General features: G+C 71.1%; 10 protein-coding genes. 4 read left to right on the top strand and 6 right to left on the bottom strand.

Annotation, left to right across the window (positions count from 1 at the left end; all coding sequences use genetic code 11):
• Positions 1–40: 40 nt before the first annotated feature.
• On the top strand, positions 41–421 hold the full coding sequence (locus Vlu01_RS15445) for a YccF domain-containing protein (RefSeq protein WP_203999582.1): 381 nt from the start codon (positions 41–43) through the stop codon (positions 419–421).
• Between the two features lie 128 nt (positions 422–549).
• Complete coding sequence (locus tag Vlu01_RS15440) at positions 550–1,377, top strand: SDR family NAD(P)-dependent oxidoreductase (protein ID WP_203999580.1); 828 nt, start codon at positions 550–552, stop codon at positions 1,375–1,377.
• 3 nt (positions 1,378–1,380) lie between these two features.
• On the opposite strand, the gene Vlu01_RS15435 is transcribed toward Vlu01_RS15440, so the two are convergent.
• The 4 genes from Vlu01_RS15435 to Vlu01_RS15420 form a co-directional block, all read right to left on the bottom strand.
• Entirely contained in the window at positions 1,381–2,295 is a 915-nt protein-coding gene (locus tag Vlu01_RS15435) for a cation diffusion facilitator family transporter (protein WP_204000025.1), read from the bottom strand.
• Between the two features lie 215 nt (positions 2,296–2,510).
• Positions 2,511–3,887 (bottom strand): FAD-dependent oxidoreductase, encoded by a 1,377-nt coding sequence (locus tag Vlu01_RS15430; RefSeq protein WP_203999578.1) that lies wholly within the window; start codon positions 3,885–3,887, stop codon positions 2,511–2,513.
• A 181-nt stretch (positions 3,888–4,068) separates the two neighbouring features.
• Positions 4,069–4,965 (bottom strand): bile acid:sodium symporter family protein, encoded by an 897-nt coding sequence (locus Vlu01_RS15425; protein WP_203999576.1) that lies wholly within the window; start codon positions 4,963–4,965, stop codon positions 4,069–4,071.
• 71 nt (positions 4,966–5,036) lie between these two features.
• Positions 5,037–6,104, bottom strand: coding sequence for a DUF2855 family protein (locus Vlu01_RS15420; RefSeq protein WP_203999573.1), 1,068 nt, complete (start codon positions 6,102–6,104; stop codon positions 5,037–5,039).
• Between the two features lie 145 nt (positions 6,105–6,249).
• Here Vlu01_RS15420 and Vlu01_RS15415 point away from each other — a divergent pair, with 145 nt between their 5' ends.
• Both Vlu01_RS15415 and Vlu01_RS15410 read left to right on the top strand, forming a co-directional pair.
• Positions 6,250–6,834 (top strand): SigE family RNA polymerase sigma factor, encoded by a 585-nt coding sequence (locus tag Vlu01_RS15415; RefSeq protein ID WP_239095915.1) that lies wholly within the window; start codon positions 6,250–6,252, stop codon positions 6,832–6,834.
• A complete protein-coding gene (locus Vlu01_RS15410; RefSeq protein ID WP_203999567.1) occupies positions 6,824–8,176 on the top strand; it encodes a hypothetical protein in 1,353 nt (450 codons plus the stop codon). Before Vlu01_RS15415 ends, Vlu01_RS15410 begins: the two co-directional genes overlap by 11 nt.
• Before the next feature lie 51 nt (positions 8,177–8,227).
• Here the strand turns inward: Vlu01_RS15410 and Vlu01_RS15405 are convergent, their stop codons facing one another.
• Positions 8,228–8,698 carry an SRPBCC family protein gene (locus tag Vlu01_RS15405; RefSeq protein ID WP_239095914.1) on the bottom strand — a complete coding sequence of 157 codons (471 nt, stop codon included), beginning with the start codon at positions 8,696–8,698 and terminating at the stop codon, positions 8,228–8,230.
• A 60-nt stretch (positions 8,699–8,758) separates the two neighbouring features.
• Positions 8,759–14,257, bottom strand: a complete 5,499-nt coding sequence (locus Vlu01_RS15400) for an ATP-binding protein (RefSeq protein ID WP_203999561.1) — start codon at positions 14,255–14,257, stop codon at positions 8,759–8,761.
• Positions 14,258–14,318: the final 61 nt, after the last annotated feature.

The raw sequence follows: 14,318 nt of genomic DNA, 5'->3' as shown, positions 1-14,318 counted from the left end.
CGACAGGTGGCCGGTGGCGCGCAGCGGTCATCATGGGTTCATGATCCGATTCCTGCTGAACGTGCTCTGGCTCATCTTCGGCGGTGGCCTGGTGCTGGCGGTCGGCTACGGCATCGCCGCCCTGATCTGTTTCGTGCTCGTCGTCACCATTCCGTTCGGCGTCGCGTCGCTGCGCCTGGCGTCGTACTCGCTGTGGCCCTTCGGCCGGACCCTGGTGCCCAAGCCCGGCGCCGGGGTGGCCTCGGGTATCGCCAACGTCATCTGGGTGCTGCTGGCCGGCTGGTGGCTGGCGCTCACGCACATCGTCGCGGGGGTGAGCCTCTGCCTGACCATCATCGGCATCCCGTTCGGCGTGGCGAACTTCAAGCTCGTCCCGGCGGCGATCTGGCCTCTGGGGCAGGAGGTCGTGCCCGCCCCGTGACCCCGGTTCCGGCCGGCAGTTCACCGCTGCGCTGTCGGCCGGAAACTGCCGGGCGCCACGCTCACCCCTTCCGGTAGGGTCGCCATCCGACAAAACTGGTCCGGCGTGTCGAGCGGAGAGTCCACCAGGTGTTCCCCACAGCAGCTGCCGACGACCTGACCGGTCGGGTCGCCCTCGTCACCGGGGCCAACCACGGCATCGGCGCGGCCACCGCCGTCGCACTGGCCCGCCTCGGCGCTGCGGTGCTGGTCAGCTATCTGCGGTTGGCCGACCCAGCCGACCCCGGCATCCCCGACACGTACCGACGCAACCGGGCCGGCGACGCGACCGAGGTGGTCGAGCGGGTCCGTGCGGTCGGCGGTCGGGTGGTCCCGGTCGAGGCTGACCTGGCGGACCCGGCGGTCCCGGCCCGGCTGTTCGACATCGCCGAACGCGAGCTGGGCACTGTCGACATCCTGGTGAACAACGCCAGCGGCTGGTTGGCGGACACCTTCAAGCCCGCCGCCGTGGACCGGCACGGCCGCACGTTGCGCCCCGTGAGCGCCGAATCCTTCGACACCCAGTTCGCCGTGGACGCCCGCGCGGGCGCCCTGCTGATCGCCGAATTCGCCCGCCGCAACGTCGCCGCGCAGCGCGGCTGGGGACGCGTCGTCAGCCTCACCTCGGGTGGCGGCGACGGATTTCCCGAAGAGGTCTCCTACGGTGCCGCGAAGGCGGCCCTGGTCAACTACACCCTCTCCGCGGCACGCGAACTCGCGCCGTTCGGCATCACCGCCAACGCCGTGCACCCGCCGGTCACCGACACCGGCTGGGTCACCGAGGAGGTACGCGCCGCCGTCGACGACGACCCGCACCTGCTGCGGGTGGCCGAGCCCGAGGAGGTCGCCGAGGTGATCGTCTTCCTCGCCGGGGAGAGCGGGCGGCTGGTCACCGGCAACGTGGTCCAGCTGCGCTGAGGCTCACCAGTGGGCGCCGCCGCAGACACCTTCGGCGTCTCGTGGCTCGACCTGCAGCGTGGCGTGCTCGATGCTGAAGCGATCGTGCAGCAGGTGCCGGGCGGTCGCCAGCACCTGGGCCAGGTCCGCGCCGGCTGCCAGGGTGAGATGCGCCGAGGCCACCTCCATGCCCGAGGTCAGGGTCCACACGTGCAGGTCGTGCACGTCGGCGACACCGTCCAGCCCGCGCAGACCGTCGCGCACCTCGGTGACGTCCAGGTGCGGCGGCGCGGCCTGCACCAGGACCCGCAGCGCGGCGCGGGCAAGACGGTAGGTGCGGGGCAGGATGAACAGGGCCACTCCGACGGCGACGAGCGGGTCCGCGTACCACCAGTCGGTCAGCGCGATCACCCCGGCCGCGACGAGCACGCCGACCGAGGCGAACAGGTCTCCGAGGACCTCCAGGTAGGCGCCGCGCACGTTCAGGCTCTCCGTCGACCCGGCGCGCAGCAGCAGAAAGGCGACCACGTTGGCGACCAGCCCACCCACAGCCACCACCAGCATCGGGCCGACCAGCACCTCCGGCGGGTCGTCGAGCCGCCGCAGCGCCTCCACCAGCACGTAGACGGCGACCCCGGAGAGCAGCACCGCGTTGGCCAGCGCCGCCAGGACCTCCATCCGGTACAGGCCGAAGGTGCGTTGACCGTCGCGGGAGGCCCGGCTCGCCGCGGTGATCGCGGCGAGCGCCATGCCGATGCCCAGCACATCGGTGAACATGTGCCCGGCGTCCGACAGCAGAGCCAGGGAACCGGTCACCCACGCGCCGACCGCCTCGGCCAGCATGAAGACCGCCAGCAGGACGAACGCGGCCCACAGCCGCCCACGGTACTTCTCCCCCGCCCGAGCGACCTGCTGCCCGTGATCGTGCCCGGCACCCACCCCGCGCCCCTTCCGTCCGCCCTCACCACGAACATATGCTGACATTGCCATAAGTGCAATAGTCTTGCGGTGTCGTGCGGGGACGCCGTCCGCCTCGGCCCCGGGCACAGCGGCTGACCCGCCCGTCCCAGGGCAGGCCGGTTCAGGGGATGGTCAGCGCCCGCCGTCGGAGTTGAGCAAGACGACGCCGGCGATGACCAGGCCGACCCCGCCCGTCAGTGGGCGCGTCGGTTGGCGCGCAGGGCGTCGAGGATCACCTTCGGCGCGGCCAGCGAACTCGGGTGCTTCCGCATCGAGACCACCTCGTTGAACCGCCGTGCGGTGACCACGTCGGTGACGGTCGCCGCGACGATCTGCCGGCTCACCCAGCTGGAGAACCGGTAGCCACGCGGGTAAGGACCATTGACGTGCGGCAACGCCAGGTCCGCCGAGGTCGATATCGACCAGGCCGCGTCGACCACGACCTTCTGGAGGGCGAAGAAGTGGCGGGCCGGCAGATCCAGATCCGGGCCGGAGCGCAGATATCTGGCCAGGCAGGCCGCATGCAGGACGGCGGCGGTGATGCCCTGCCCGTAGACCGGATTGAACGAAGCGACCGCGTCACCGACGCTCACCAACCGGGCCGGCAACCTGGTCAACGCGGGGAAGTCCCGACGTCGGCTGTCGGCGTGCCGGTAGGTCTGCACGTCGCCGAGAAGCTCGCTGTCGGCGACCACGGCGAACTCCGGCGGGAACTGCTCCCGCAACCGACGGACGAAATCCTCGGCGGTACGGCCGGGACGGTTCTCCCCGTACCCGGCCATCATGGCCATCCACCGACCGTCCTCGATGGCGAAGAAGGCGGCACCGGCGACGTCCACCGACCTCGTGGGGCTGTGCAGCGCCATCACCACCGCGTGTTCAGGGTTCGCCTCGTGGCGTCGGAACAGGGCGGTCGCGTAGTTCAGGTTCACCGTCATCCGCCGCAGCGGTGGCCGTTCCCACCCGGTCTCCGCCAGCCAGTCGGACAGGCGGCTGGAACGCCCCATGGCATCCACCACCAGATCGGCGTGTTCGACACCGGTTGAACCGCCGACGTCGCATCGGACACCGGTGGTCACGGGACCGTCGAACACCAGCCCGGTCGTCCGCGCGGTGACGGTCTTGACGTTGGGCAGTCGGAGCACCTGCTGCCGGATCAACGACTCCAGCAGCGGCCGGCTACCGGCCAGGCTGTCGGCGTCGTCCGGCACGACGACCTTCGGCCGACCGTCCAGATAGTTCCGCCGGGCCGCGGGCGGAGCCTCGATCGCCCCCTGCGACAGGGCATGCTCCCGGAACCCGGGGAACAACTGCTCCAGTTGAAGGAAGCCGCCGGGCAGCAGCGCGTGCAGTTGGGTCCCCTGCGGTACGCCCGGCCGCCCGCCGGTCGTGTGCAGGTCGTCGCGGTCGATGACCACCACGCTCTCGGCGTGGTCGGACAGCACCCGGGCGGCCAGCATTCCGGCGATGCTGCCGCCGATCACCACCGCCTTGTCCATGACAGGGAACGCCTGGTCGGGCGGTCGCACCGCATTCAGCGCGGCGAAGACGCGAGCCGGAGAGAGGGACATCGTGCTCTCCAAAGGGGTACGAGGTGTGGCGCCTTCCCCCCTGCCTGCAGTGACCGGTGCACGCGCAGGCCCGCGGAGCCGGGCGGTCGGCATGACGCCCAACGATCGTTGCACAGCGAGGGAACGCTCATCGCGTTCCGCCCACCCCTTCGGGCACCCCCACGGTGCCGGTTCGGCCGGGTCAGGTCCGGACAGCGCCGTCCGGCGCCGGGGCGCTCCGGGTGCCCGCCCGGTTGACCAGGTACCCGAACGCGGCGGCCGTGAAGAACATGACGATGCCGTAGACCGCACCGGGGATCGCCATCTGGGTGCTGTTGAGCAGCGCCGGGCTGAGCGCGACGGTGATGGCCAGGGTGCTGTTGTGGATGCCGATCTCGAAACCGGCCGCCTTGGCGGCACTGCGCTCGACGCCGGCCAGCCGGGGCACCCCGTACCCGATACCGAGGCTGAGCAGGTTGAAGGCCAGCACGGCGAGGCCGACGGAGACGAAGTAGTCGGCGAGGTTGTCCCGCTCACCCAGCACCGCACCGGCGATCACCGCGACCAGTACCACCACGGACAGCACCCGGACCGGGCGATCCATCCGCTGCGCGACCCGGGTCGCCCGTGCCCGGACCAGCATCCCGACGACGACCGGGACCAGCACGATCGCGAACACCTGGAGCACCTTGTCGAACTGAAGCCCGATGCTCCGCGCGTCGCCAAGGAAGTACGCCGCCGACAGGTTCACCACGATCGGCAGGGTGAACACGGCCAGCACCGAATTGATCGCGGTGAGGGTGATGTTCAGGGCCACGTGCCCGCCGAAGAGGTGACTGTAGAGGTTGGCCGTGGTGCCGCCGGGCGAGGCGGCCAGCAGCATCATTCCGACGCCCAGTTCGGGCGGCAGGTCGAAGGCGAGGACCAGGCCGAAGCAGAGCGCCGGCAGCAGCAGCACCTGGCACACCAGCGCGATGACGGCGGCCTTCGGGTGACGGGCCACCCTGCGGAAATCATCGGTGGTCAGGCCGAGACCCAGACCGAGCATGATGATGCCGAGGGCGACGGGTAGTCCGATCAAGGTCAGGGCGGAGTCCATGACACGACATCGTTACCACCCGGTAACGCGCTCGCAATCCTCCGTGCGGCCGGGGTGCCCGCTCCTCGCGATCAGAACTGGACGACCCGCCCCACCTCGGGTGGCGTACGACCGGCGAGGACGTCGAGCCAGGCGTGCTCCAGAGCGGCCGGGCCGGCACCGACCTGGACGTCGAGCCACCCGCCCACCACATCCGTGAACCGCTGCCAGGCGTCGGCGAACCTGCCATCGAGCCCGTCCCGACCCCAGTCGATGCGGCGCTTGCGCATCTGCACCGGGGCGAAGAAGACCTCTCCGGCGGCGTCGGCGTTCGGGATCTGATTGGTCAGGCCGACCGCGATGTCGCGGACCAGCCGGTCGCCGAGGTGCTCCCGCAGGGCAGCCCGGGTCGCGGGCGCACCGGACAGGTCGAGGTAGACGGTCGGCACCCGGTCGAGCGCCCCGATTCCGTCGTACGGCAGCACCTCGTCGTAGCAGCCGAGCGAGCGGGTGAACCCGAGGTTGCCGGGCGAGGTCAGCCCGACCAGGCGGGGGCCGCGCCCGCGCAGTTCGACGGCGGCGGCGTACGCGGTCTTGCTCGACGCCGACGAGAACACCAGCGACTGCGCGCCGTACCAGTCGTTGTCGACGATCCGGTCGGCCAGCATGAAGGAGGTGAAGAAGAGCGGCCGGAACAGGATCAGCAGGTCCTCCTGGTCGGCCCGGTACGCCGGGTCACCGACGGTCGAGCGGTACCCGTTGTACGGCGAGGGCAACTCGGCCCGGTGCGCGCTCGCGTCCCGGAATCCGGTGTCGTCCATCCGAGACGGCCGCACCACCAGGTGACCGGCCGGCGGAAGATAGCCGTACACCCGCTGCCCCACCTCGACCTCGGCGACGGTCGAGGCGACCACCTCGGCGAAGCCCCACAGCGGTGGCAGTCCCCACCGCCCGTCGAGCCCGTGACGATCGGGCGGGAAGAACTCCCAGTACCGCATCGAGTCGCCGAGCACCGCGTAGGTGACGTTGTTGGCGGTGAGTCCGACCCGGTCCACGCGCAACAACGCCTCGCCGTCGGACAACTCCGGCAGCGCGCTCTCCACGCGGGTGGTGCGGCTCAGCTCGTCACGGGCGACGGCGAACGTCCAGGAGGCAGCCATACTGCGACGCTAAGCAGCGGGAGCCACCGAAACAAGATGCACTGCTAGTGCAAAATCCCACTCCTTGTCGTCACCACTCAACCTTTCCCGCCGGCCCGGGGTCTTCCGGTCATGAACGATGCCCAGACAGGGCTGGAGGTCGCAGGTGAGCGATGATGGCTTCCGCGAGTTCGTCGAGATCCGGTACACGGACCTGATCCGGACCGCGTACCTGCTGACCGGTTCCCGGCACGCGGCCGAGGACCTGGTGCAGATCGCGCTGATGCGGGCGATGCGCCGGTGGCGGCAGGTGGACGAACCGATGGCGTACGTCCGCCGGATCATGGTCAACGAGAGGACCAGGCTCTGGCGGCGGTTCGGTTCCCGGGAGTTCCTCGCCGGGGTCACCGGTGCGTGGCAAACCCCGACCGGGCCGAGCCGGGACCTGGCCGACGACATCGTGGCCCGCGACGAGGTGCTCGCCGCGCTGCATCGCCTGCCGCCCCGGATGCGCGCGGTGCTGGTGCTGCGCTACTGGGAGGACCTCACCGAGTCACAGATCGCCGACGCGCTCGGCTGCTCGGTCGGCACGGTGAAGAGCCAGGCATCGCGGGCGCTCGCCCGACTCCGGACGGTGCTGCCGGCAGTACCGCCCCAGTCGATGATCCCACCGCACCGGGATGTTGGAGAAGGTTCGCTGGCTGCGGTTCCAGCCGCGACGACAAGGAGAGATACGAGCGATGACCGATGAGATCAGGCAGGCGCTGGCCCTGCTCGCCGAACCGGTCGTGCCCCGACCCGATCCGTACCAGCGGTTGCTCCGTCGGGTACGGCGACGCCGACAACGACGCATGGCCGTGGCGGGCGTCGCCGCGCTGGCGCTGGCGGCGATGGCGCTACCGCCGATCGGTGCGACGAACCTGCTGACGACCGACGAGTCGGCGCTGGCCACGACGTACCAGCCGGCGAGTCCGATCGACGATCCGATGGTCCGACGGCTGCTCGACTCGCCCACCCGCGGCAACCTGGCCGGCGACACGGCGCTGATCGCCACCATCGAACGGGAGTACCGGGCCGCCCGCGCCGAACTCCTTGTCGATCCGTCATTGGACGACGTGCGGGTGCTGTTCGCCCACGACGCGCCGGGTACCCGCGTGGTGGTGGTGGCCTACCTGGACGACTCGCACGCACTGATTCGCCACGGCAGTGGCCCGGCGGGCGCTTCGGTGGCGGAGTTGGTCGACCAGACCGGAACGCCGGACGAGCCGCAACCATTGACTCCGTACGTGTTCCTCGGACGACACTCTCCCGTCCACGACGACCGCCTCGCGGTCGGCCTGGCACCGACCGGTTGCCGCGCCGAAACCTCCCACGACGGTCGGCTGCAGCCGGACGGATCCGTGGTCCGGTACTGGCGGCCGGTGAACACCGACGGTTACGTGGTCCGGGGGGCGGGTGAGACGGCCGGACGGTGGCAGTTCACCTGCGACGGGGCGATCCGGTACGCCGGCCCGGCGGTCGGGACCGGTCTGCACCGGACGACCGTGCCGATCGCCTCGGCCCTGCCGACCGAGCTCAGGTTCTCCGCCGTACGCGAACTTCAAGACCTGCTCGACGGCGACGGACTCACCGGCTCGGCGCCCCAGGTCCTCTGGTCCGGTCGGTTACCCGCCTGGGTACCCAACGCACCGGAAGCCGTCCTGGTCAGCTCCTGCTCGACCGATGGCGGCTGCGCCGTGCTCCTCAAGGCCGACGTTGCCGCGCTCACGCGATCCGAGTTCGCGGTTCTCAACGACCGCCGGACGGCCGTCGGTAGTGCCGAGTTCGTCGCCGTGCCGTTGCCGGGTGAGACCGCCGGTGTGCTGGTGGCCGGGCCGCGAACGGGGGCGCGCGCCGAGTTGGTCGACGCCCGGGGATCGACGGTGGCGGACGGCCCTCTCGCGGCCGGAACGGGGGTCCTTCAGGTCGACCATCGCAAGGTCGCCAAGGTGAGAGTTCTCGACAGCGACGGGCAGCTCCTACTCACCGCTGCCACATCACACCTCACCGACTACCGTGACCACCTCGCCGAACCAACGCTCTGGGCCTGGTGAGGAGCCGGCGTCGTCCCCGGACCCGCCAAGCTTCGGGGACGGCCCGTGCGGCTACGCCGCCATGCGGCGGGTCAGCTCGGCCGCCCGGTACGCCGCGACCCGACGGGCCTGACCGGCCACGAAGCGTCGCAGCGGTGCCGGCGCCTCGGCGGTGACCCGCTCGTGCACCCGGGTGCCCTCCGGTACGGCGGTCAGCGTCACCACCGCGCGCAGGGACACCCAGCCCGGGCTGCGCACCTCGCTGACCAGCGGTCCGTGCGGCGGTGTCGACACCATGCGTACCCGGATGCGGTTGTCCCACCGCACCGGGCCGACCAGCCGGAACCGCTCGACGGCGACATACTCGGCCACTGCCCGGCCCTCGGTGTCATGGCTGTGCCGCACGCCGTCGACCGCCACGATCAGCGGCGACAGTCCAATGTAGCTGCGCGGATCGGCCAGGTGCTCATACACCACCTCCGGCGGGGCCGCGACGGTGCAGGTCGTCTCGAACGCGATCGACGGCTTCCGGTTCTCGGGCACGACCCATGGTGGCACGCCGGTGGCGCAGGCGTACCCCGCGCCACCGGCATGACCGACAACTCAGGACGGTACAGCCGTCTTCGCCAGACCCCGTTCGACGGCCGCGACGAGCTGCGGGCGCAGCTCCTCGGGGCGGATGATGGCGTCCACCGAGCCGACCTCGACGGCGCGCTGGATGCTGTGCACGCCGTCGAACTCGGCGGCCACCTCCGCCAGCTTCTCCGCCCGCACCGAGGCGCGTACGTCCATCAGCTGCGTCACCAACGCCGCCCGCTCCCCGCCGGTCGCCGCCGCGACGCGCGCCTCCAGCTCGGCCACCCGCGGATCCTTCGCCGTACGCGCGTTGACGTCACCGGCGAACACCACGGCAGCAGCTGGCGCGCCGCCGATGACAGAGGCGAACGAACCTTCCACCGCGAGGACCGTCATGTTCGGGTTGAGCGCCTTGGAGAAGACCACGAACGCGCCACCGTGGTACCGCGAGATCACGCAGAAGACGATCGGTCCGTCGAAGTTGACGATCGCCCGGCCGATCTCCGCGCCGTACTCCAACTGCAACTGCCGCATCGACTCCGGTGAGCCGTCGAAGCCGGAGAGGTTCGCCAGCACCACCAGCGGCCGGTTTCCGCTGGCCGCGTTGATCGCCCGCGCGGCCTTCTTCGACGAGCGTGGGAACAAGGTGCCGGCGGTGTAGGTGTCCGGTCCGTCGGTGGGCGGGAACCCGCGCCTCGGCACCGACCGGGACTCGATGCCGAGCAGGCACACCGGGATGCCGCCGAGATGCACGTCCTGCACCACCGCCGTCTCGGCGTCGGCCATGCCCGCCCAGCGTTCCAGGATCGCGTGATCCTGGTCAGCCAGGGCCCGCATCAACGTACGGATGTCGAACGCCTTCTTGCGGTCGGGATTGCGCTCCCGGGAGAAGATCTCGCCCACGGTGGTGAAGTCGCTGTCCGGCACCGCGTGCGGGTAGTCGGAGATGTCGCGCTCGACCGGATCGGTGGTGACCGCCCGGCGCGGCCGGGTCTCACCCGGTGCCACGTAGGCGTGGTCGTGGTACGTCATCAGGACCTGGTGCGCGCCGCGCAGGTCCGGTGCCCAGTACTGGGCCTGGCCGTTGGGGCCCATCACCCGGTCGTAGCCGCCGATGCCGAAGTTGTCCTCGGCGGACACCCCACCGGAGAAGTCCAGCGACTGCTTGCCGGTCAGCACCATCGCCGAATCCGGCGTCATCACCAGGATGCCCCGGGTGTGCATGAGCATCGTGGCCTCGGCGTTCCAGTACGGCTGGGCCCCCACGGTGATCCCCGCGACGACGATGTTGATCTCACCGCCGGCCTGGGTGAACTCGACGATCCGCTTCAGCGCGGCGGCCACCCAGTCCATGTTCTCGGTGCCCGAACTCATCGAGATCCGGGCGCCGGCGGACAACGCGAACCAGTCGACCGGTAGGCGCATCCGCTCGGCCAGGTCGAGCGCGGCGATCACCCGGGCACACTCCGGCTCGGCCAGCGCGCCCAACGCCCTGGTCGGGTCGCCGAGCAGCACCACCCGCGTGACGCCCTCCGGGTAGCGCTCCGTGGGCGTGCTCGCCACACCGACGACGATGCCGGCCCGGTTCTGCCCCTTCGGCCGCTGCACCGGGACCAGTTCGCCGGACTCGTCCAGGTCGTACTCGACGAAACTGCCGTCCCGGCCAGCCAGCATGTCGGTCAGCTCGTACGGGTACGACGTGCCGCGTCGCCGCGCCGACAGCACCTTCTGCCGGTAGTCGTCGAGCGGTTGGATCAGCTCCGCCGTCGGCTCGGTGACCGAGATCCGCATCCCCTCGTCGTAGGAGACCTGCACCGCGATGTCGATCAGCTCGCCGGTGGCCTCGTCCCGCTGGCGGCCGAGGAACAGCACCTCCTCCAGCCCGGAGTCCGCGGTGAGCGGCAGCACCCGCTGGGCGACGGTGTTCAGGTCCTCGATGCTCAGGTCGTTGGGCGGCCAGACGAAGAGGGTGATCCGGTTGGTGTCGAACCGCTTCTTCGCCGGGCGCTGCGCCTGCACCTTGCGGATCGCGTCGAGGCAGGCGTCGAGTGCGCCCTCGACCGCCGGCAGCGCCAGGATCCGGCCGTCGGTGTCGCGCAGCGGGGTGAGGTCGCGTACCTGGGCCATCGCGGCCAGCCGCTCGTCGGCCGGATTGTTCGGCGCGACGCAGTGGAAGAGGTACACCTCCTCGTCGGCCGAGGGCAGCCGGGTCAGGTCGAATTCGCGGAGCCGGGGCAGCTGCAGGCGCTGGGCGATCAGCGGGTGCAGGCCCCGGATCACCCGGTCCTCGCCGAGGTCGGAGCGGAAGGTGAAGTGGTGGTGCATCTCGGCGCCGTTGCGTCCGGCCACCGAGATCGTCGCCCGCTGCAGCACGTTCAGCAGACCCGCCTGGTCGAGCACCTCCCGCAGGGTCTCGGCCATCGCCTCCACGTCGGGCTGTTCGGCCCAGGTCAGGTACACGTCGGCGACAGACGAGCCGGGTTCGCGGCGGGCCGCCGGGCCGGAGCCGTCGCCGCCGGCCAACCCGGCGACCTTCGTCAGGGTCGCCGGCAGGCCGTCGAAGTCCGTGGCCGCGGCCACCAGCCGGAAGCGTTCGCCGTCACGCTCGTACCCGGCGGTGAAGAACGACTGCCCCGCCACCTCGACGGCTCGGGCGTCACTCGCGCCCCGGTTGCCGTAGTAGCGGCGGCTGAGCACCTCCAGCATCGGGCCGTGATCCACGCCCGGCCGGCCGATGCGTTGCGCGAGCAGCCGAACCAGCGGCTCGGGTGAGGCGACCATCGTCGCGATCCGCTCGGCGCGGTCGGCCGCGTCCGGGTTCTGGTCGAGGTAGCGCAGGTTGCGGCGCACGTCGGCGTACACCTCGGCCCGCTTGCGGCGCAGCATCGGCTGCGCCGCCCAGCGGAACACGACGCTGCGGGCGAGGTCGCCGACGACCGGGAACCGCCGCTGGGTGGCGAAGATCAGGTGTTCCAACGCCTGCCCGACCAGCTCACGCAGGCCCTCGGCCGGCGGAGGCTCGGTCAACCACCGTTGCAGGAAGGTGACGATCACCTTCACGTCGGCAGCCGCCCGCTGTTGCGCGAGGAAGATCCGGAAGACCGCCTCCTCCAGCTCCGGCGTGCGCTCGAAGCCGTCGACACCGTAGTGGGCAAGCACCCGGGCGAGGCGCTGGCGGAACGTCTCCGGCAGTGCGGCCCGATCGACGTCGAGACACTGCAGGTAGCTGTGGAAGTACTCGCGCGGGCTGTGCACCCGGGTGTCGGCCCGGCCCTCCTCGCCGGCCGGCCGGTTACGGCTGAGCTCGGACAGGTCGGCGAAGACCTGGAGCAGCTCGACCTCCTCCTCCAACGGCCGGTGCGGCAACTCTGCGCGCGCGGCCAGGTAGGCGACGAGGGCCCGGCGTTCGTCGCGGGGGTCCCGGTCGTAGCCGAGCAGCAGACTGCGCAGGTCGACGATGCCCCGGGCGACGCGATCCCCGGCGGACAGGTTGGTCGGCTCGGGTGGCAGCTCCAGGTCCACCGCAGCGGACTCGGCCGGCTCGCTCGCCGCCCCGTCACCGAGCGGTTCCAGGCGCAGCAGCGGTGCGCCGGTCTCCACCTGGCTGCCGACGGTGACCAGGCACTCGCGCACCTTCGCCGCGAACGGGGCGCGCAGCACGGTCTCCATCTTCATGCTCTCCAGGACCAGCACCGGCGCGCCGGCCTCGACCTCGTCACCCACCGCGAGCGGGGTCGCCACGACCAGCGCGGGTGACAGGGAGCGCAGCACCCCGCCCTCGTCCCGACTGACTCGGTGCGTCACACCGTCCACCTCGACCAGGTGGATGGGCCCGTGGGTGTCGGTGACCAGCCGGAACCGCCGACCGTTGACCAGGATCCGCCCGCTGTGCTCGTCGAAGCGTTCCAGCTCGACGTCCACCGTGGATGCGTCGCCGACGCCGACCCGGAACCGGTGCGCTCCGGTCTGCGCGACGCTGACCCGGTAGGTCGCGCCGCGCAGCTTCAGGTCGATCGGTCGGCCGCTGACGTGCTGGACCTGGGGACGCCCACCGTGGGCGGTGGAGAGCAGTCGCTGCCGTTCGATGTGCGCCTCGTCCTCGTACGCCTCGATGGCGGCGGCGGCCAAGGCGACGCCGGAGTGCCGGGTGGAGACCAGGCGGCCCTGCGCGCGGACCCGGTCGATCCAACCCGTGTCGGCGCTGGCGTCGATCACCTCGGGCTGTGCCAGCAGGTCGAGCAGGAAGCTCTTGTTGCTCGCGCCCCCCTCGATGATCACCGTGGTCTCGGCGACCGCGCGCCGCAGCCGGCTCAGTGCCTCGTCGCGGCTGCGGCCGTACGCGATGATCTTCGCGATCATCGAGTCGAAGTCGGCGGGGATCACGTCACCCTCGCTGACGCCGGTGTCCACCCGTACGCCCGGCCCACTGGGCAGCACCAGCCGGACGATCCGGCCGGGCGACGGCGCGAAGTCCCGGTCAGCGTCCTCGGCGTTGAGCCGGGCTTCGACGGCGTGCCCCGCCTCGATCGGGATCCGGTCGCCGAGCCGGCCGCCGGCAGCCACCTGGATCTGAGCCTTGACCAGGTCGAAGTCGGTGGTGGCCTCGGTGATCGGGTGCTCCACCTGCAACCGGGTGTTGACCTCCAGGAAGGCGAACATCCGGTCACCTGGGTGGTAGAGGAACTCGACGGTGCCCGCACCGCGGTAGTCCACGGCCAGGGCGAGCCGCTCGGCCGCCTCCTTCAGCTCGCGAGCCTGCTCGGCGGAGAGCACGGGCGAGGCGGACTCCTCGATCACTTTCTGGTTGCGCCGCTGCACCGAGCAGTCCCGTACGCCCAACGCCCAGGCGGTGCCCTGGCCGTCGGCGATGACCTGCACCTCGACGTGCCGCGCACCGGTGACCAGCCGTTCCAGGAAGACCACGCCACTGCCGAACGCGCGCAGCGCCTCCATGCTCGTGCGCTCGTACGCCTCGGCCAGGTCGGCGTCGCTGCGCACCACCCGGATGCCTCGGCCGCCCCCGCCGGCGGTCGCCTTCAGCATCAGCGGGTAACCGATCTCGGCCGCCGCGCGTCGGGCTGCGTCGAGGCTCTCCACCGCGCCTCGGCTCCACGGCGCCACCGGGACACCGACCTCCTCGGCGATCAGCTTGGCGCCGATCTTGTCGCCGAGCTTGCGCATCGCCTCCGGGCTGGGGCCGATGAAGGTGACGCCGTTCTTCTCGCACAGTTCGGCGAAGGCCGGATCCTCGGCCACGAAGCCCCAGCCCACCCAGGCCGCGTCGGCGCCCGTCTCGTGCAGTGCCCGTTCGAGGATCCGGTGGTCCAGGTACGGCCGCGCCGACGCGGGACCGAGGCAGTAGCTGTGGTCGGCCTCCCGCACGAAGGTGGCCGAACGCTCCGCCTCGGTGTAGAGCGCGACGGTCTCGATCGGCGGGGCGTCGGTCTCGGCGTTGAGCTCGCGAACAGCGTGGATCAGCCGCATGGCGGCTTCTCCCCGGTTGACGATGGCGATGCGGCTGAACACCGAGCAGGCCTCCGGAAGATCGTCCCTGACTGGAGGGGACTCTCCCTCGGACAAGGGGGTC

The organism is Micromonospora lutea (genome assembly GCF_016863535.1).
Taxonomy (GTDB): Bacteria; Actinomycetota; Actinomycetes; order Mycobacteriales; family Micromonosporaceae; genus Micromonospora; species Micromonospora lutea.
The sequence above is the reverse complement of the archived record's forward strand: the minus strand, read 5'-3'. Positions and strand labels throughout refer to the sequence as shown.

Excerpts from the sequence above, each read along its gene's own strand:
- Vlu01_RS15445 (WP_203999582.1), top strand. The coding sequence starts at position 41 with ATGATCCGATTCCTGCTGAACGTGCTCTGGCTCATCTTCGGCGGTGGC.
- Vlu01_RS15430 (WP_203999578.1), bottom strand. The coding sequence starts at position 3,887 with ATGTCCCTCTCTCCGGCTCGCGTCTTCGCCGCGCTGAATGCGGTGCGA.
- Vlu01_RS15425 (WP_203999576.1), bottom strand. The coding sequence starts at position 4,965 with ATGGACTCCGCCCTGACCTTGATCGGACTACCCGTCGCCCTCGGCATC.
- Vlu01_RS15420 (WP_203999573.1), bottom strand. The coding sequence starts at position 6,104 with ATGGCTGCCTCCTGGACGTTCGCCGTCGCCCGTGACGAGCTGAGCCGC.
- Vlu01_RS15410 (WP_203999567.1), top strand. The coding sequence starts at position 6,824 with ATGACCGATGAGATCAGGCAGGCGCTGGCCCTGCTCGCCGAACCGGTC.